This is a genomic window from Sulfurovum indicum (assembly GCF_014931715.1).
Lineage (GTDB): Bacteria > Campylobacterota > Campylobacteria > Campylobacterales > Sulfurovaceae > Sulfurovum > Sulfurovum indicum.
On the sequence record NZ_CP063164.1, the window covers coordinates 189442 to 207524 of the forward strand.

16 protein-coding genes and 3 tRNA genes are annotated in these 18083 nt (G+C 45.1%); 11 read left to right on the top strand and 8 right to left on the bottom strand.

The annotated features are described in order from the left end of the window. The 4 genes from aroC to IMZ28_RS01030 form a co-directional block, all read right to left on the bottom strand. Nucleotides 1-1083, bottom strand: a complete 1083-nt coding sequence (aroC, locus tag IMZ28_RS01015) for a chorismate synthase (RefSeq protein ID WP_197548798.1) — start codon at nt 1081-1083, stop codon at nt 1-3. Further along, nucleotides 1080-1751 (bottom strand): ribonuclease III, encoded by a 672-nt coding sequence (gene rnc / locus IMZ28_RS01020; RefSeq protein ID WP_197548799.1) that lies wholly within the window; start codon nt 1749-1751, stop codon nt 1080-1082. Before rnc ends, aroC begins: the two co-directional genes overlap by 4 nt. A 103-nt stretch (nt 1752-1854) precedes the next feature. Next, nucleotides 1855-2295, bottom strand: a complete 441-nt coding sequence (gene rnhA / locus IMZ28_RS01025) for a ribonuclease HI (RefSeq protein WP_197548800.1) — start codon at nt 2293-2295, stop codon at nt 1855-1857. Continuing rightward, nucleotides 2255-3298, bottom strand: a complete 1044-nt coding sequence (locus IMZ28_RS01030; protein WP_197548801.1) for a tetratricopeptide repeat protein — start codon at nt 3296-3298, stop codon at nt 2255-2257. Before IMZ28_RS01030 ends, rnhA begins: the two co-directional genes overlap by 41 nt. A gap of 200 nt (nt 3299-3498) precedes the next feature. On the opposite strand from IMZ28_RS01030, the gene dnaG reads away from it, so the two are divergent. The 4 genes from dnaG to IMZ28_RS01050 all read left to right on the top strand — a co-directional run bounded on the left by dnaG (nt 3499) and on the right by IMZ28_RS01050 (nt 7006). Then, a complete protein-coding gene (gene dnaG / locus IMZ28_RS01035; protein ID WP_197548802.1) occupies nt 3499-5154 on the top strand; it encodes a DNA primase in 1656 nt (551 codons plus the stop codon). A gap of 20 nt (nt 5155-5174) precedes the next feature. After that, complete coding sequence (locus IMZ28_RS01040; protein WP_197548803.1) at nt 5175-5456, top strand: peptidylprolyl isomerase; 282 nt, start codon at nt 5175-5177, stop codon at nt 5454-5456. Between the two features lie 62 nt (nt 5457-5518). Further along, a tRNA-Ala gene (locus IMZ28_RS01045) sits at nt 5519-5594 on the top strand. 179 nt (nt 5595-5773) lie between these two features. Beyond that, a complete protein-coding gene (locus tag IMZ28_RS01050) occupies nt 5774-7006 on the top strand; it encodes a DUF302 domain-containing protein (protein ID WP_197548804.1) in 1233 nt (410 codons plus the stop codon). A gap of 190 nt (nt 7007-7196) precedes the next feature. Here the strand turns inward: IMZ28_RS01050 and IMZ28_RS01055 are convergent. Together IMZ28_RS01055 and IMZ28_RS01060 are read right to left on the bottom strand one after the other, a co-directional pair. Continuing rightward, nucleotides 7197-7271: transfer RNA gene (locus IMZ28_RS01055), tRNA-Glu, on the bottom strand. Nucleotides 7272-7307: 36 nt separating this feature from the next. Next, nucleotides 7308-7382: transfer RNA gene (locus IMZ28_RS01060), tRNA-Glu, on the bottom strand. A gap of 92 nt (nt 7383-7474) precedes the next feature. Between IMZ28_RS01060 and IMZ28_RS01065 the strand changes: the two genes are divergently transcribed. The 7 genes from IMZ28_RS01065 (at nt 7475) to IMZ28_RS01095 (ending at nt 14637) form a co-directional block, all read left to right on the top strand. Continuing rightward, entirely contained in the window at nt 7475-7966 is a 492-nt protein-coding gene (locus IMZ28_RS01065) for a hypothetical protein (protein WP_197548805.1), read from the top strand. A gap of 1 nt (nt 7967) precedes the next feature. Further along, the gene (nfo, locus tag IMZ28_RS01070; RefSeq protein ID WP_197548806.1) at nt 7968-8858 is read left to right on the top strand and encodes a deoxyribonuclease IV; all 891 of its coding nucleotides are present in this window, start codon (nt 7968-7970) and stop codon (nt 8856-8858) included. An 87-nt stretch (nt 8859-8945) separates the two neighbouring features. Continuing rightward, entirely contained in the window at nt 8946-10199 is a 1254-nt protein-coding gene (locus tag IMZ28_RS01075) for a lipase family protein (protein ID WP_232087487.1), read from the top strand. 10 nt (nt 10200-10209) lie between these two features. Beyond that, complete coding sequence (locus IMZ28_RS01080) at nt 10210-11433, top strand: OmpP1/FadL family transporter (protein ID WP_197548807.1); 1224 nt, start codon at nt 10210-10212, stop codon at nt 11431-11433. A gap of 1 nt (nt 11434) precedes the next feature. Then, a complete protein-coding gene (locus IMZ28_RS01085) occupies nt 11435-12985 on the top strand; it encodes a long-chain-fatty-acid--CoA ligase (RefSeq protein ID WP_197548808.1) in 1551 nt (516 codons plus the stop codon). A 58-nt stretch (nt 12986-13043) separates the two neighbouring features. Further along, entirely contained in the window at nt 13044-14165 is a 1122-nt protein-coding gene (gene nagA / locus IMZ28_RS01090) for an N-acetylglucosamine-6-phosphate deacetylase (protein ID WP_269472907.1), read from the top strand. Between the two features lies 1 nt (nt 14166). Then, entirely contained in the window at nt 14167-14637 is a 471-nt protein-coding gene (locus tag IMZ28_RS01095) for a PTS sugar transporter subunit IIA (RefSeq protein ID WP_197548809.1), read from the top strand. A 121-nt stretch (nt 14638-14758) separates the two neighbouring features. Here the strand turns inward: IMZ28_RS01095 and IMZ28_RS01100 are convergent, their stop codons facing one another. Next, nucleotides 14759-16153 (bottom strand): PTS transporter subunit EIIC, encoded by a 1395-nt coding sequence (locus IMZ28_RS01100; protein WP_197548810.1) that lies wholly within the window; start codon nt 16151-16153, stop codon nt 14759-14761. A gap of 86 nt (nt 16154-16239) precedes the next feature. Further along, nucleotides 16240-18069, bottom strand: coding sequence for an HPr family phosphocarrier protein (locus IMZ28_RS01105; protein ID WP_197548811.1), 1830 nt, complete (start codon nt 18067-18069; stop codon nt 16240-16242). Nucleotides 18070-18083 lie beyond the last annotated feature (14 nt).

An 18083-nucleotide genomic window follows, 5' to 3' on the forward strand; every position in this document is an offset into this window, starting at 1 on the left:
TTAGTTTGAACGGGAGTAGAGAGTTCTGAGGTGCTCCATCTTCCTGCCCATGTTCAGGAGAGTCATGTCTGCAAGAACCAGTGCCATCATTGCCTCACAGACGACAGCACCGCGAATGGCAACACAGGGGTCATGGCGTCCTTTAAGGTTGCACTTGACCGGTTCATTGGCAGTAGTGACTGTATCCTGTTCCTGAAAAATGGAAGGAGTTGGTTTAAAGTGGGTCTTTATAATGATAGAATCTCCATTACTGATACCGCCAAGCATTCCGCCGGAGTGGTTGCTTTTGAAGCCTTCTGGTGTGATCTCGTCGTTGTTCTCACTGCCTTTAAGGTGTGTACTGGCCACACCGTCACCGATCTCCACAGCTTTGGCTGCATTGATTCCCATCATAGCATCTGCAAGAACAGCATCGAGTTTATAATAGAGAGGCTCACCAAGACCGACAGGTACACCTGTAGCTGTTGTCAAAACCACACCGCCTACGGAATCATGGTTCTCTTTGGCAGTCAGTATTGCCTCCTCCTGTATTTTTTCTTTGTTTGGATCAAGGGCATAGAGTTTTGAGTTTTTAGCATATTCAAAGTCTATGCTCTCTGCTTTGATACCGTCGACTTCACACAGACCGCTTTGGATCTCGATGCCCAGTTCCCGCAGCATTAGTTTGGCGATGGCACCACCGGCCACACGTGCTGCTGTTTCTCTTGCCGAGCTCCGTCCGCCGCCGCGATAGTCACGCAGACCGTATTTGTGAAAGTAGGTGAAATCTGCATGTCCCGGGCGGAAAAGATTTTTGACATTCTCATAATCTTTGCTCTTCTGATTGGTGTTGAAGATGATCATTGCAATGGGAGTACCTGTACTCACACCTTCAAAAACTCCGGAGAGTATCTCAACTTTGTCATCCTCTTTACGCCCGGTCTCAAGCTTGCTTTTGCCAGGTTTGCGTCGATTGAGTTCGGATTGTATAAATGCTTCATCGATCTGGAGTCCTGCCGGTACACCGTCAATAATACACCCGATCGCTTTTCCATGTGACTCGCCAAAAGTGGTCAATGTCAGTCTCTTTCCAAAGGTATTCATGCTTTCAGTGCCTCCAATGCGATCTGTGCAGCTTTCTGCTGTGCCTCTTTTTTGCTTTTTCCTTTTGCCTTGGCGATGATCTCATTATTGAGTGTCACAGCGATCTCAAACTCTTTTTTGTGATCAGGGCCGGAAGAACCCAGAAGTTCATATTGCGGGGTGACACCATGGGATGCCTGTGTCAGTTCCTGAAGGGCGGTTTTGTAATCCTTGGAGAGTGAGTCCAGGTCTATCTTCGGATGTGATGCCTCCAGAAGGGAAATGGAGATCTCTTTTGCCTTTTCCAGTCCAGCCTCCAGATAGACAGCTCCGATAACTGCTTCAAAGGCATTGGAGAGCAGGGAGGGTTTGTGACGTCCGTTGTTGTTCTCTTCTGCCGAGGAGAGAAAGATGTACTCACCCAGATCGATAGTCTTTGCCAGAAGGGTAAAGCCGCTTTCATTCACCAGTGACGCACGGATCTTTGAGAGTACCCCTTCATTGGAGTTTGGGAACTTGTTGAAGAGGTATTCCCCAACAATAAGGTCAAGTACGGCATCGCCCAAAAACTCAAGCCGCTCATTATTGTAAGGCTTTTTATAACTTTTGTGTGTTAAAGCCTCAATAATCAATTGCTTATCTTTAAATGTATAGTTCAGTCGTTTTTCCAGTTGACTGTAGTCTGTCATTGTAGTATCCCTTTATTTTGGTATGTCTGTTGTGCCATTGCGAACCTGTGTATCCCAATAGAAGCCTCTTTGGTCTGCAAAGCCCGGGATGACACCCCTGTTATTATCTATTTTGAAAACGCTCTGCCTCTTCCTTTGCAAGAGCGTCACAGCGTTCGTTCTCCGGATGACCGTTATGTCCGCGTACCCAGGTACCGTGGACATTGTGCGGTGCAGCAACCTCCAGATACTCTTTCCAGAGATCAATATTTTTGACCTTTTTGAAATCTTTTTTTACCCAGGTATCCAGCCACTCGTTGATCGCTTTGACCACATAGGAGCTGTCAGAGATCACTTCCACATCGCAGGGCTCTTTGAGCAGCTTCAATCCCTCGATTACTCCCCTCAGCTCCATACGGTTGTTGGTAGTGTGTGCTTCCCCGCCACAATACTCTTTTCTGTGCCCATTGTACTCCAGGATACCTCCATAGCCTCCGGGACCGGGGTTGCCCAGACTTGAACCGTCAGAGTAGAGAGTAATCTGTTTGCGTACTTGCTTTTGCAATCTGTTCCTCGACTTCTACAGAGTTGATCGCCATACAGTTTGGACACCGTTTGAACGAAACAGGAAAACTCTGTTTACATTTTTTACACAGATAGGAGAACTGCAGATCTCCCTCTTCAAAACCGTTCTCTTTGGCTTTTGCCAGCATATCCAGAGAGAAAATACCGCTTTGGGCCATCGGTTTTTGCAGATACCCCTTTGCATAATAGAGTGTACCCAGTTGTGTATTGTTTGAGATTATATCCAAATCGAGTTGTGAATTGGGTAAGAACCAGAGGATATCAAGTATCTCTCTAATACGTGAAGTATCAATATTTTTCCAGGCAATACGCGTATCCAGCTGAAGCATTGCAGCGATGATCTGACGATAGAGACCAGGTTCTTCGTTCAGCAGTTCCTGCAGTGAGAAGAGCTTCTTTTCTGCAGCTATGGAGCGGTTGGCCATCAATTGGGAGAACTCAAGAAATTTTTGGAGTGTATGGGTGTCCTCTCCAAGCACTTCAAGTGGTTCTATAACCTCTTTTGCCTTATCATACTGCTGCATTATCTCATAAACGACCCCCAACTCATAAAGTACTTTTTTATTGCGGGGTTTTTTGCGCAGTATCTCGACATAGATAGTTCTTGCACGCTCCAGAAAGCCGGCATGCAGGTAGGTTGTGCCCAGCCGTTCCATTAATTCTGTTTTCGCCAGTTCATTGGGTATGTTTTTGATCAGATAGAGATAGATACTGATCGCTTTATGATACTCCCCTGAGTTCTCGAACGCTTTTGCAAGCAGTGTAAGGGGCTTGAACATATGCTCTTCAAAAGGCATGGAAGCTGTATCGAGTGCACACTCTGCACTGTCAAACTTGTCCAGGAACTTCAGCAGGTTTCCGGCTTCTTTTTGCTGTTTATAGACTCCCCATGCATAGGTAGCTACAGCAATAATAAGGCTGATAACAATAATAAGCAGAATACTGAAAAGCGGATCGTTGTAGGTAGGGAGGATATGCTCCATTAAGTGCTCCTTTGGGAGTGTTTAATGGAGGGTGAAGAGTGAAGAGTGAAGAGTGAAGAGTGTAGGTATGCACAACACGTTTGTTGTGCTTTTATTGGATAGGCAGTTTTGTTTTTCACTTTTCATTCCTCAGTTCATCATTCATCATTCATCATTCATCATTCTATGTTGGATTATACCAAATTGGATATAATGTTACTATGATAGATAACGCGTCCATTGAATCACTTAAAAATAGTATCGATATTGTTGATGTGATCGGAAATTATGTTGAGCTGAAAAAGGCGGGAGCCAACTATAAGGCAAACTGTCCGTTCCATGGGGAGAAGACGCCTTCTTTTGTTGTCAGTCCTTCCAAACAGATCTACCACTGTTTCGGATGTGGTGTCGGAGGGGATGCTATCAAGTTCGTTATGGAGCTGGAAAAACTTGCCTATCCTGAAGCGATCGAGAAACTGGCATCAATGTTCAACTTCTCGCTAAACTATACCAAAGGCAGTTCTGACTACTCGGATGCCAAACGGCTGCTTGAGGCGATCCAGCGCTGGTATGTAAAGAATCTTGAACAAAACAAGACGGCAAAATCCTATTTGCATGACAGGGGAGTATCGCAAAACTCCATCGAGCGTTTTGGTATCGGGTATGTACCTGACGGAAGGTCAGTGATGCGTTTTCTGGATTCGGCATCGTTGCCGCGTCCCCAGGCTGCTGAGGCAGGGATCATTGCACAGGGAGAAGATGGAGGGTACTATGCCAGACTGGTTGAGCGTATTACCTTCCCTATCTTCTCGCCCAACGGGGCAGCGGTAGGATTTGGAGGACGTACTATTACAAACCACCCGGCCAAGTATATCAACTCTCCCCAGACAAAACTCTTTAATAAGTCCCGTCTGCTTTATGGCTATAATCTTGCAAAAGAGAGTATCTACAAAAATAAAAAGCTGATCGTCTGTGAGGGGTATCTGGATGTGGTGATGTTCCATCAGGCAGGTTTTACAGAAGCGGTTGCGACCCTTGGTACGGCATTGACACAGGAGCATTTACCGCTGCTTCGTAAAGGGGAGCCTAAGATCATTTTGGCATATGATGGGGACAAAGCAGGTGTATCTGCTGCACTGAAAGCGGCACAGATGCTTGCTTATGCAGGATTTGACGGTGGAGTTGTACTCTTCCCGGACGGACAGGATCCAGCTGATCTTATTGCGAAAGGGGAGAGTGAAACAGTTGCGAAACTGCTGCGTGAAGCCAAGTCGATCATTCCTTTTGTGCTTGAAAAGATCGCAGAGAGTTACGATCTGTACGATCCTCGAGCAAAAGAGACAGCATATGGCGCAATGAAGCAGTTCCTCTCCGGACTCAGCCAGATCATTAAAGATGCCTATATTCCGATGGCAGCGACTTTGATCGGGGTAGCTCCCGCCATGTTCGGTACCCAGACTCAGCCAAATCGTGCCAGAGAGAGTTTTTCTCAGCCAAAAAATGATGTCGCAAAGCTGAGTATCCTCAAGACCTTGCTGGAAAAACCGGAGCTGATCGACTTCGTGCTGGATGTGATTGACATAAAGATGTTCGGTACGTATGCTTCTCTTTTTGCCTCTGTAGTCAATGGTGAGAAAGAGCACCCTCAGTTGATGGGTCTATCTGTGGACGAAAGTATAAAGACCATGACCGAAAAAGAGTTGGAGAGGGCGTTGATACAATTTTTAAAGACATACTACGAAGAGAAGCTAAAGCGTATTCCAAAGGACACTACTATGCCTTCGTCCCAAAAGGTATATTGGATAAGAAAGATAAAAACCGATATCATACCAAGACTGAAACGGGGTGAACTGGTTGCCTCTGTTACAAACATATAGATACTTCCAAAGGAAAAACAATGGCTACAGCAAGTGCAAGACATATTTTGGTAAACGATGAAACGTTCTGTCATGAACTTAAAGCAAAGATCAGCTCCGGAGAGATCACGTTTGAAGAAGCGGCAAGAGACCACTCTTTGTGTCCTTCTGGCATTAAAGGGGGAGAATTGGGCAGCTTCAGTCAGGGGCAAATGGTTCCTGAGTTTGACAAAGTGGTATTCAATGATGAGGTAGGTGTAGTTCACGGTCCGGTAAAAACCCAGTTTGGTTACCACCTTCTGGAAATAACAGAACGCTCATAATTGTACATAAGATGGGTAATCTTTTATCCATCTTATGCTAAAATCCTTTTTATCTAATCTTTGGGGGCTTAGCTCAGCTGGGAGAGCGCTTCGCTGGCAGCGAAGAGGTCGTCGGTTCGATCCCGATAGTCTCCACCACTCTTTTATTTCAATACACTCCACATAGAAATACTTCTTGCCAAATTTACTCTTTTTTCAATCGATACTGTTTGTTTTATCAAAATGTTTTAATTTAAAACATATTTAAAAGTTCAGTTCATATTTAGTTCATATTAATTATATAGAATAAATTATTCTAATAATAGGAGACATTAACGATGAAATATTCAAACATACTAGGCTCAGTTGCATTCTCTGCACTTTTACTTATGGGAACCACCGGTTGCAATAGTGAAAATGACATACTTGCGGCAGAGGAAACGGTTTCACCGTATCAACGCGTGGCGGTTATCCCGGGCACATGGGATGATGTGAATGCAATAGCAACCAAAATTGCACAAATGACTATATACAGTGATGAAAACCAAACTCTCGGATATCCTACCAACTGGGTTATTGCCGGTGCAAACCTTGCTGGGGGAGAGACAGATGACGGACTGGATGACCTGCTGCCGATCCCTGCTATCGGAGGAAAAAGCCGTGTGATAGAGTTCTGTAACAAAGCCTATGCGACCGCAGCTATTGAAACAGGACGGTTCCATGGTTCTGCACTCCCATGTGAGGTTTCTGTTCACAGTGACGGTACAAATGTCTATGTCGATATGTTGGATGCTGAAGCGATCTTCAATATATTTTTTACAGATGCCAAAGACAACTTTACCGATGCGGAGAATGCTGAGTTTGCAAAACTTGCTTCTGCGGTAAAAAGCGAATTACGCGGAATGGTCAAGGCTGCTCTGGAAGATGACAACGGGGCAAGCGGATCGGCTGCAGTTGACTATACGGAGTCAACACTGGCAATGGGACCGGTATTCACACAAGAGAAGATCGATAATGAGATCTCACTGCGTAACCCGTATATTGTCTACAAGTATACCGGAACCGGCACAGGTGAAGGAGGCAGTTTTACACTGGATGATGCAGATACGCTAGCACGTGAGATCATTGCAAAACTGGGAACAGATACGGCAACGGCAGATACAAATGTGCCGGGAGTATCACAAGATTCGGCATGGAGATCGGGAAGACCGGATCCGATCTCTATACCAAATGTGAAAGTGGTTGAAGCCTGTTCCCCAAAATATGCAGCAAAAGCAACGGCCTTGGGCAATGAGTATATTACTGCACTGCCATGCGAAATTACGGTATATGTTGACGAAACAGATCCGACAGGCCAGACACTGGCTATCAGCTTTTTAAATCCCAATTTTATGTTTGGAACTATGTTTGAAGGCGCTGTGGAAAAAGCTTACATGGAGGGTACGCTCAGTAAAGCAGATATGATCGAGTACAGTACGCTTGCCGATGTTGTTTTTGCTGATTTGAGACTGATCGTGGATGCAGCTGTTCAGGGCAGTGTACTGGGATTGGCTGTTCCTCAGTCGCTTTAGAACCCAATCTTCCGATTCCGGATTTCTTCCGGAGTCATACTCCCCCATAGACACTACATACTATAGAAAGACCAAAAGCTATACTCCTTCTCGTAATATAGTACCGGGATGAAGTTTTATTAGCAAAAGGGATTATAGATTTGAATTGGTGTCAAGTAAGTTTCAGTTGATATAATTTGAGTAGTTGTATTGGTGACCCCTAGGAGACTCGAACTCCTGTGGCATGGATGAAAACCATGAATCCTAACCGCTAGATGAAGGGGCCGCAATAGTAATGAAAATAGTATAGACAAGAGATAAATGGTGACCCCTAGGAGACTCGAACTCCTGTGGCATGGATGAAAACCATGAATCCTAACCGCTAGATGAAGGGGCCATTTACAACTTGTGGACGGAATTATATAAACTGAATGCTTAAAAAACTCTTAAAATAGGGTATAATTTTATTAAAAATCCAAAGAGGTCTTGATGAAAGCAAAAATCTCTCTGCTGTCTTTGTTGTTGATGTTGTTTTTGCAGGCATGCAGCACACAACCCTATCTGCAGCAGAACAGTGCCTTTATTGTATTCAGAACACCAACAATGAAATATGCGGACCAGGGGTTTGTCTATATGAACAGGGAGGAGATTAAAGCAGAGGTCTATGGAAGCGGCCAGGCACTCTTCTCTCTGAAGATCAATAAAGACTCTGTCTGTACCGGCCGATTTTCCTGTTTAAGCCGAAGAGCTTTTACCGATAAAGTTCTCTCTCCTTATTATCCGGATGATACGATAGAACAGATATTTCGTTCTGTTCCGGTCTTTAACGGGGAAAAGGTTTGGAAAAAACGTAACGGCTTTACACAAAAACTTATCAAACCGAATAAATATCATATTGACTATAGTGTTTTAAATAATGAAACAATTTTTCGTGATACAATCAATCATATTGTGATCAAGATCAAACGGATGAGAGGTTAAAATGAAATTTGTCGGAGCACACGTCAGTGCCAGTGGCGGAGTAGAAAATGCACCGCTTAATGCTATGAAGATAGGTGCAAAAGCTTTTGCACTTTTTACCAAGAATCAGCGTCAATGGGTGGCTAAACCGTTGGAGTCCAAGAGTATTGATGCTTTTCAGAAAAATCTTGAACTCTCCGGGATATTGCCAAAACATGTACTTCCCCACGACTCCTATCTGATCAACCTGGGACATCCCGAAGCAGACAAGCTGGAAAAATCGCGCAATGCGTTCATTGATGAGCTGGAACGTTGTCGTATTTTAGGGTTGGACAAGCTTAATTTTCATCCCGGGTCACACTTGGTAAAGATTCCCAAAAAAGATCCTTTGTATGAAGAGAAGATGATGGAGGCGGAACTGCATTGTCTGGATGTGATTGCCGAGTCGATGAACCGTGCCATCGATGCGACAGCAAATTCCAATGTCAAACTGATTATCGAGAATACGGCAGGACAGGGAAGCAACCTCGGTTACAGATTCGAGCATTTGGCACACTTGATCGACAAGGTTGAAGACAAAAGCCGCGTAGGTGTCTGTCTTGACACCTGTCACACCTTCACTGCAGGTTACGATTTGCGTACAAAAGAAGCCTATGATGAGACAATGGAGGCATTTGACCGTATTGTCGGAGCTGAATATCTGATGGGTATGCACATTAATGACTCCAAACCGCCGCTTGGTTCCAGGGTTGACAGGCATCACTCTCTGGGCTTGGGAGAGATAGGCTGGGATGCCTTCAGGTTCATTATGAATGATACACGTATGGATGATATCCCATTGATCCTTGAGACGATCAATGAGGAAATCTGGGCAGAGGAGATCAAAGCACTGTATGCATTGACAGAGAGCTGATGCATACATCTGTTTGGACTTGACTCAGGATCTTGAGGGAAAGGTCCTGAGTCAAGTTCAGTGCAACTGAACATTTAAAGGAGGAGAATGATGAAATACAGTATGACAAAAGCTCTATTGGCAATGTCGGTTGTTTTTTTCGTAGGGTGCGGCGGAGGCAGTCTGGAGCAACCTGCAAACGAAACAGTGGTCGGAGGTGAAGTTGTTGTTGATCTTGATGGAGAGACGATCAAGCAGAGTTTACTGCAGGCAGGGACACCGGGAGTAGATGCCTCTACAACCGTTTATGGGTACAAAGCCTATAAAATTCCCTATAAAACAACGGATGAAGAGGGGAATATTGTTGATGTATCCGGTTTGATGGTTGTTCCAACAGGTGTACCGGAAGCTATGACCGCAGCAGGTTTCTCTCTTGTCAGTGATTCTCATGGTACTATTTTTGCCAACTGGGAGGCACCGACAGAAATTGCATCGCTGACCAACGCTCCAGACGGAGCCCCTGTTATTCTGACATCACTGGCAGCATTTGTAACGCTCCAGGCGGACTATATAGGGTTTGGTGATTCGGTCGACCATTATCATCCGTTTGTTCTGAAAAAGTCCTTGGCTAATGCAACAGTTGACTTTATCAAGGCGGCAAAAGAGTTTGCATCCAACAACAATATTCCTTTGAACGGGCAACTCTTTTTAACGGGATACAGTGAGGGCGGGTATGCATCCGTGGCTGCGTTGGAAAAGATTGAAAATGAGGGTGAGTTGCAAGTGACAGTTGCCGCGCCGATGGCTGGTCCGTATATTATGGATGGTCTGGCCGCTCAGGTTTTGTCTCTCGATACACTGAGTGTTCCCTCTTTTATGGCAGATGTTGCATATGCATATACAAAAGCCTATGGACAAGAGATCACTTCTGTACTCAATGAACCTTATGCCTCCAAACTCGATGGACTGTTCGACGGGACAAAAACACGTTTGGAGATTGATCCGGAGTTGACAACGGTAACTACAGGACCTGACGGTCTTTTTACGGAAAGCTTTGTTAGCGGATTTTTTTCCGGAAACTGGTTTACACTGGCTGCGAACGAAAACAATGTACATACCTGGGGACCAAGTACACCTGTAAAGTTGCTGCACTGTAAAGGTGATGATGTAATTCCTTATGATATTTCTGTATATACACAGCAGACTATGGTCGGATACGGCGCACAAAGTGTTGAGCTTATTCCTGTCGAGGATACACTGGGACTGGGTACTACGGTAGGTCATGCTGAGTGTGCGCTTCTTGCCTATGGTATAGCGGCAAATATTTTTGCTCAAACACGTCAGGCAACAATAGGATATTAGGAGAAAATCAATGAAAAAGATAATCGTACTTTCAACATTGGCCGGCAGCCTGCTGTTAGGCGGAGCCTACAAACTACCGGAACAGTCACTGAACTCTATGGCACTTGGTGCAGCATATGTGGCACATACAACTGAGGCGGATACTGCATACTTTAACCCGGCAAATATGGCATTCATGGGAGACAAACAGTATATTGACGGAGCGGTAACCTTGATTCGTCTGCCGTCGAATGTCTATACACTGATAGACCCTTATTCCGGTGAATCGAAAACAGAAAATATAGTTGTACCTACAATACACTATGTTGCTGCACCTGCAGGTGATTTCAGGTGGGGGGTCAGTATAGCAGTTCCAGGCGGTTTGACAAAGAGGTGGGACTCTGCCTATCAAAAACTCTATGCAGAAGAGTTTACTCTGAAAAATGTGGAAGTCAACCCTGTAGTATCATATAAGATCAATGAGAAGTTTGCAGTAGGTGGAGGGGTTCGCCTTGTTTACAGCGAAGGTGTTGTCAAAAGTGACGGTAGGGAAACTACTCCGTATCCTATTGCAAGAGAGATGGAAGGGAATACGATTGAGTTCGGATATAATCTTGCCGTGACCTACCGCCCGACAGATGATATCTCTATGGCAGTGACCTACCGCTCCAACATTGATCTGAATGAAGAGGGTGAAGCAAATCTTTATTTTGGCGGCGTAGGAGAGCAGTATGATGCTGAGGTTTCAGTTCCTCTTCCTGCAGCACTCAATATAGCAGTATCCAAAACATGGAATAATAGATTCACACTCGAGTTTGTTTATGAACGAACCTACTGGTCTGCCTATAAAAGCCTCGACTTTAATTACGACCAGGATATTTTGAATCCTGTGCTTGAGGAAGCATTTAATACGCCTATTCCCAAAAACTGGAAGGATACCAACACTTTCAGGGTCGGTGCGACCATAGAAATGGATAAAATAACGATGATGATGGGATTTGCGATCGACGAAACGCCTGTGCCGGAAGAGACACTCGGGTTTGAGCTTCCTGACAGTGATGCCAAGGTCTTCTCTATGGGATTCCGTTATCAGCAGACTGAGAGTCTCTCCTGGGGAGCTGCTTTTTTGTATGACAGCAAAGAGAGTCGATCTATAACGCCGGGGGTTAATTCCAACGAGGTTCTTGCCAATGGGGGAAGTTTCCACGAAGGAGGTGCATACTTGACAACAATAGGTGTATCATACGAGTATTAATATGAGCTATCAGTTTAACAATTTTTATGAACTCATTGTATACCATGCAAAAAAGCGAAAGAACAAAACAGCACTTTTTGTGGATAATGAGAAGATATCTTACGGTGAACTTCTCTCAAAGGCAGACAGGCTTGCAGGGTTTTTGGCAGAGAAAGGGGTGAAAGAGGGTGACAGGGTCGCACTCTTCTTGCGAAATTCCCCAGAGTTTATCTATACAGTTTTTGCGGCTTCCAAACTGGGAGCTATTCTGGTTCCTGTAAATACTTTTTTAAAAGAGGAAGAGCTCAGCTATATTCTTGAAGACAGCGGCAGTTCCGTATTGGTAGCTTCTGCTATACATGACAAAGTAGTCAACTACAGCCAGGCAAGCAGGCTTTGCAGGTTCATTCTCTGGGAAGGTGATGTGCTGGTCGAAGGTGAACAGCATCACTATTTTGAAGAAGCGTTTAGGTCGGATAAAACGACAGAACATATACAGAGAGGACTTGAAGAGACAGCAGTTATTATTTATACTTCAGGAACTACAGGTAAGCCCAAAGGGGCTATGTTAAGCAATAAAAACATACTGTCAAATGCAGACTCCGGAAGAAGAACCATTAATGTAACGGCAAAAGACAGAGGGATAGTTTTTTTACCCATGTTCCACTCCTTTACCTTCTCTATCGGTGTCATCCTGCCTTTATATGTAGGAGCAAGTATCGTGATCATCAAATCACTTCAGCCCTTCTCCAATATCTTTAAACAGACACTGCTGAAGCAGGTTACAATTTTCTTTGGTATTCCTGATGTTTACAATGCTCTGGCAAAAGCAAAGCTTCCGTGGTACTTTATGTGGTTCAACCGGATTCGTGCATTTATTTCCGGTGCTGCAGCACTGCAGCCTAAAACACTTGAGGCCATGGCAAACAAGTTTAAGCGTGCTACGCTGCTTGAAGGATACGGTTTGAGTGAAGCGAGTCCGGCTGTCTGTATGAATACATTCAAAAAACAAAAAGCCGGCTCGGTCGGGACGGCACTCTACAGTTATGAGATGAAGATCGTTGACGAGAATATGAAGGAACTTCTGCACGGGGAGATCGGGGATATTATCGTCAAGGGAGACAATGTGATGCAGGGGTACTGGAAACGCCCCGAAGCGACAGCAGAAACTATCGTAAACGGATGGTTGTTGACAGGCGATATGGGCTATATGGATGAAGAGGGATTTCTTTTTATTGTGGACAGAAAAAAAGACCTTATTATCTCCAAAGGGATCAATATCTACCCGCGTGAGATAGAAGAGGTGATTGATGCGTTTGCCGGGGTAAAAGCATCGGCAGTAGTTGGTGTTTTCGATGAGAAACACGGGGAGATCCCTGTCGTTTATATTGAACTTGAAGAAGGGACTGAATCACTGGATGAAGCAGGACTGAAAAAGTATCTGCGCGAACAACTGGCCAATTATAAAGTACCGAAGCAGATTCATGTTATTGATGAACTTCCGAAGAATGCCACAGGTAAAGTACTTAAGCGTGTGCTGAAAGAGAAGCTGAAGCAATCGAAAGAAGCATAGGTCGGGTTATCCGCCTAAAGATGATTTAAGACTCTGCAAGGGAGAAGAGATCAAAGCAATAACAAATGCAAAACTCATTATAGGGACTGAGATCATCGAAGGGTTGACACTGCTGTTGGATGAAAAGATCAGAGCTGTTGACAGGCATGTCAACATTGATGGTGCTTCTATTATCGATGCACAAGGCTGTTTTGTAAGCCCGGGATTCATCGATCTTCATATCCACGGAAGCGGTGGTGCAGATGTGATGGATGCTACACACGAGGCACTTGAAACCATCTCCCAGACACTTTTACAAACAGGTACAACAGCCTTTCTTGCTACAACTATGACAATGTCCCGGGAGCGGATCGATGCGGCTTTGGAGAATATCAGAGAGTACAGTGCCGGTGTGTCTGGGGCACAGATCATCGGTGTACATATGGAGGGACCGTTCATTAACCCTCTCAGGCATGGAGCACAGGATGTCAAATATGTGGCAAAGCCGGTACTGGAAGCAGTAGAACCTCATACAGATATCGTCAAAATGATCACACTTGCACCGGAAGTGGAGGGTGGAGAGCTTTTTGTCAAGCTGTTGACAGAACATTTTCCTCATATTATTCTAAGTATTGGCCATTCCGAAGCAAACTATCATGAGACAAAAGAGAGTTTTGGGTGGGGGATCTCACATGCAACCCATCTTTTCAATGCTATGCCCCCTTATCATCACCGTGATCCCGGACTTGTCGGTGCAGTGCTTGAAAGCGATGTTACCTGTGACGTAATCGCCGATCTGCTTCATTTGCATCCTGCCGTACTGAGACTGGTACACAGGATGAAAGAGGACAAACTCATCCTCATTACAGATGCAATGCGTGCAGGATGTATGAAGTGCGGTACCTACGAACTGGGCGGACAGGAGGTTTTGGTAAAGGATGGGAAAGCGACACTCCAAGATGGTACACTCGCAGGCAGTGTACTGAAGATGAATGAAGCACTCCGGCATATGGTAGATCATACAGCTATGTCGCTGCCACAGGCGGTATTCAGTGTAACAGAGGCACCTTCAAAGAAACTGCGACTGAACAAAGGCTGCCTGAAAGAGGGCTACGATGCCGATATTGTGATCTTTGATGAAGATTTCAGTATCATATCGACTATTGTTGCAGGTGAAGTGAAATACCAAAGGAGAATGTAATATGTTCGGATTTTTAAAACGCAAACAAAGAGAGATCTTCTCCCCCGCTGATGGGCAGCTTATTGATATCACAGAGGTTCCCGATACAGTCTTTTCCCAAAAAATGGTAGGTGACGGGGTTGCCCTCAAACCTGTGGGAGATACCTTCTGCGCTCCCATCGATGGAGTTATCAGTAAGATTTTTCCCACTAACCATGCCTTTAGCATTAAAAGTGACAAGGACATGGAGGTGATGGTGCATATCGGTCTGGAGACGGTCGCATTGGAAGGGAAAGGTTTCGAACGCCTTGCCGGTGAAGGTGACAAAGTATCGGTCGGTGATCCCATCATCAAGGTCGATCTGAACTACATTGCCGAGCATGCGAAAGATACTATCACCCCCATCATCGTTTCTGAAGAGAGCGATGTCAAAAGTATTGAGAAGAAACTGCGTATTGTCAAGTGTGGTGATCTCATTATGGAGGTGAACTGATGCCTCAGCACTCAAATGATGTAGTTACCTATATCCTTTATGCAGTGATCATTGTGGTGACGATCGTTATATTGAAGATGCCAAAGAAGAAGTGATGTTATTGCGGGTTTGATCCGGGATTTCAAAACTTCTTTTTGCTCATTGCATTTCTAATGCTCTCCGCGACACTTTCCGCTTTTGTACCAAGTACGATCTGTATGGAGTGCCTGTCAGGTCTTATGACACCTTTGGCACCCAGTGCTGCAAACTCTTCATCTTTCAGGGATCCGCTCTCTTTGAGAGTGATACGAAGTCTGGTAATACAGGCATCGACAGTCACGATATTCTCTTTCCCGCCCAGTGCTGCGATGAATGCAGTACTTTCGTTGGAGGCACAGTTATTGCGGTTATTCTCTTCAGAAAGTTCTGACTCAAAGATTGTAAGTTTGAAAAACTTGATCGTGTAGTAGCTGACTATAAAGTAGATCAGTGCGAAGAGCGCTCCAAGAGGCAGTATGCGGAGGGGATTTGTTGCCAGTTTGTAGTTGATGACATAGTCGATGAATCCTGCTGAGAACCCAAAGCCGGCATGAACGTCAAGTGCCTGTGCTGCGGCGAGAGCAAATCCTGTCAACAAGGCATGGATGACAAAGAGCAGCGGAGCGACAAAAAGAAAGAGAAACTCCAGAGGTTCAGTGATGCCCGTCAGAAAAGAGGTAAAAGCTGCTCCTGCCAGAATGGCACCTGCTTTTTTCCGGTAAGCCTCAGGTGTGTTCAGGTAAATGGCATAGGCCATAGCCGGCAGTCCGAACATCATGACAATATAGAAACCGGACATATAGATGCCTGCGCTTTTGTCTCCGGCAAAGAAACGGTGCAAGTCTCCGTTTGCAATAACCTCTACCCCGTCTTTGAGGTAGGTGTACTCTCCAAGCTGGAACCAGAAGAGCGAGTTGAGAATGTGGTGCAGTCCCAGAGGGATGAGCAGCCGGTTGAGTGTACCGTAGATAAAGGTACCTGTTTCACCCAGCCCGATAATGGTATTGGAGAAGGAGTCGATACCATTTTGGGCATAGTGCCAGAAGTATCCTGCCAATACACCAACAAAGATAGCTGCAAGAGCTGTGATGATAGGTACAAAACGTTTGCCTCCAAAAAACCCAAGGAACTCCGGGACTTTTATGGTATGGTAGCGGTTGTAGAGCGTTCCGGCGATCACACCGATAATGATTCCTACAAAGACACCCATGTTGACATCTTTGTCAATACTGATGTAAACAGCTTTTGCAATGAGCACACCGATGGCACCGCTCAGCGCGGCGGCTCCGTCATTATTTTTCGCCAGGCCATAGGCGATACCAATACCAAAGAGCAGGTCGAGGTTGGCGAAAACTGCTTCTCCGGCACTTTTCATAATGACAGCGATCTGGCCGTCAAAGATGTCTCCAAAACCTAAACGCAAGAGCAGTGCTGCAATAGGAAGTACCGCAATAGGGGTCATTAATGCCTTGCCGATCTTTTGTAAAAGATTAAACATGTAACAGCCTTTTTTCTCTGGTTGTATATGGGTCTTTGTATGTATGGTTCTGAGTCTGTTCCGTCAAGTTTGGAAGGAGTACGTATTCAAACATTCCGAATGGTCTCCTTGGTCTGTGCAATATTTCTGGCTGAAACACTGAGTCTTCTCACTCCGATCTCAATGAGCTTTCCGATCGCTTTGGTATCTCCGGCAAGTTCTCCGCATATGCTGATGGGTTTCTCTGCTTCATCCACGATCTTTTTGATGGCAGCAAAGAGCGCTTCTGAACGCGGATCAAGTTTAAGTGTAGCATGGGTACGTTCAGTGGCGAAAAGATACTGGTTAAGGTCATTTGTTCCAATGGAGTAGAAGTCGACAACATCATTGAAGTGTGTGATCAAAAAGAGTACAGAAGGTACTTCGACCATAATACCAAACTCTATATGGTCAAGGTTGAGGTGATACTTTTTTGCCACATCAAGCGCAAATGCTTTAGCCTCTTCAAACTCTTTGACTGTGCTTATCATGGGGAACATTATTTTGACAGATTTTCCTTTAGCCGCAGTAAAAATGGCATACATCTGTTCTTCAAGGAGTTCGGGATGGGTTTTTAGGAGTCTGACCCCTCGGATACCAAGGAACGGGTTGCTTTCCGGTGGCAGGGTGATATATGGCAGTGCTTTGTCCCCTCCTATATCGAGTGTGCGTACAGTGACCTCTTCAAAGAGAGAAAAGATCGATCTATATGCTTCAACCTGTGCTTCAAAAGTTGGTTTCTCCTCCTTGAAGAGGAACTCGGTACGTAAAAGGCCGATTCCTTCGGCTCCCTCTTCCCTGGCAAGCTGTGCTGAGGTAACATCTGTGACGTTCGCCAACACTTTAATTGTATCACCGGAGGTGGTCACAGCACTTTCAAAACGTCTGCTTTGTGCAGTTTGTTCATTTTTCCTGTCGTTCTCTATGCGTATTTTTGCCTGATGTATATCTGCCGGTGTCGGATCAATGACAACGATACCTCTATGTCCGTCCAGAATGATCTCATCGGGCTCTTTACCTTTCATAGAAAAGGTATTGATGATTAATGAGGGGATACCGGAAGCTCGAAGGAGGATAGCTGTGTGGGAGGTCAGTGAAGTATTGCGCAGGATCACTCCGGCAGTGTTCTGTGGCAGTGTCTCTATCCGGGAGGGAAGAAGATCATCAGCCAGAAGGATGAAAGGTCTCTGTGGATATGCTGTAACAGTCGTATACCCCAAGTGCATTTTGACCCGCTGCAGAATATCCCTGTAGTCATCGTGCCTGGTTTCAAGTATACCTCCTTTCAGTTCCCTCCCCGCTTTCTCAACTGCTTCCTCAAGCATTTCAAGAGAGGTTACGTTTTGCTGCAGGGAGGCAAGCAGCTCTTTTTGTGCCAGGTATATTCCGCTGTCGGCATCAGTTTTATGTGCTTTATATATCTGCTCCAGTTCACTGATACTTTTTGCTACCGCTTCTGTAAAGCTGGTAGTGCTTTGGGTTCGGATGGTCTCTTCTGTGTAGTGCCAGAGGGGTGAAAGTGCCATACCGCCGGAGATGATCTCCCCTTCAATACTTTCTCCTTCATATGCTCCTGTCTCTTTATCGATTCTTACTGCTTCATGGTCATTGGACATCAGTATATCAAATTTTCTGCTAAGCGTCTCCAGCGCTTCCCGGGAATCTTTCCCTTTACAGGTAAGTTCAAAATGGTCTCCTTTTTCAAGATTCAAAGAGAGAAGGGCATTAAGACTTTTTGCATTGATACTCCTCCCGTGCGTTCTTGCTTCGATCACAGCAGCGAACTTTTTGGCTTCTGCTGCAAATGCAGCAGCGGGACGAAGATGAAAACCATTGCCTGAAGTAATGTGAAGCACAGTACTGAAGCTTTTGGAAAAGAGTCTGTCAAAAAAAGGCATTGTTTACTTCATCT

Excerpts from the sequence above, each read along its gene's own strand:
- aroC (WP_197548798.1), bottom strand. The coding sequence starts at position 1,083 with ATGAATACCTTTGGAAAGAGACTGACATTGACCACTTTTGGCGAGTCA.
- rnc (WP_197548799.1), bottom strand. The coding sequence starts at position 1,751 with ATGACAGACTACAGTCAACTGGAAAAACGACTGAACTATACATTTAAA.
- IMZ28_RS01030 (WP_197548801.1), bottom strand. The coding sequence starts at position 3,298 with ATGGAGCATATCCTCCCTACCTACAACGATCCGCTTTTCAGTATTCTG.
- dnaG (WP_197548802.1), top strand. The coding sequence starts at position 3,499 with ATGATAGATAACGCGTCCATTGAATCACTTAAAAATAGTATCGATATT.
- IMZ28_RS01040 (WP_197548803.1), top strand. The coding sequence starts at position 5,175 with ATGGCTACAGCAAGTGCAAGACATATTTTGGTAAACGATGAAACGTTC.
- IMZ28_RS01050 (WP_197548804.1), top strand. The coding sequence starts at position 5,774 with ATGAAATATTCAAACATACTAGGCTCAGTTGCATTCTCTGCACTTTTA.
- IMZ28_RS01065 (WP_197548805.1), top strand. The coding sequence starts at position 7,475 with ATGAAAGCAAAAATCTCTCTGCTGTCTTTGTTGTTGATGTTGTTTTTG.
- nfo (WP_197548806.1), top strand. The coding sequence starts at position 7,968 with ATGAAATTTGTCGGAGCACACGTCAGTGCCAGTGGCGGAGTAGAAAAT.
- IMZ28_RS01075 (WP_232087487.1), top strand. The coding sequence starts at position 8,946 with ATGATGAAATACAGTATGACAAAAGCTCTATTGGCAATGTCGGTTGTT.
- IMZ28_RS01080 (WP_197548807.1), top strand. The coding sequence starts at position 10,210 with ATGAAAAAGATAATCGTACTTTCAACATTGGCCGGCAGCCTGCTGTTA.
- IMZ28_RS01085 (WP_197548808.1), top strand. The coding sequence starts at position 11,435 with ATGAGCTATCAGTTTAACAATTTTTATGAACTCATTGTATACCATGCA.
- IMZ28_RS01095 (WP_197548809.1), top strand. The coding sequence starts at position 14,167 with ATGTTCGGATTTTTAAAACGCAAACAAAGAGAGATCTTCTCCCCCGCT.
- IMZ28_RS01100 (WP_197548810.1), bottom strand. The coding sequence starts at position 16,153 with ATGTTTAATCTTTTACAAAAGATCGGCAAGGCATTAATGACCCCTATT.
- IMZ28_RS01105 (WP_197548811.1), bottom strand. The coding sequence starts at position 18,069 with ATGCCTTTTTTTGACAGACTCTTTTCCAAAAGCTTCAGTACTGTGCTT.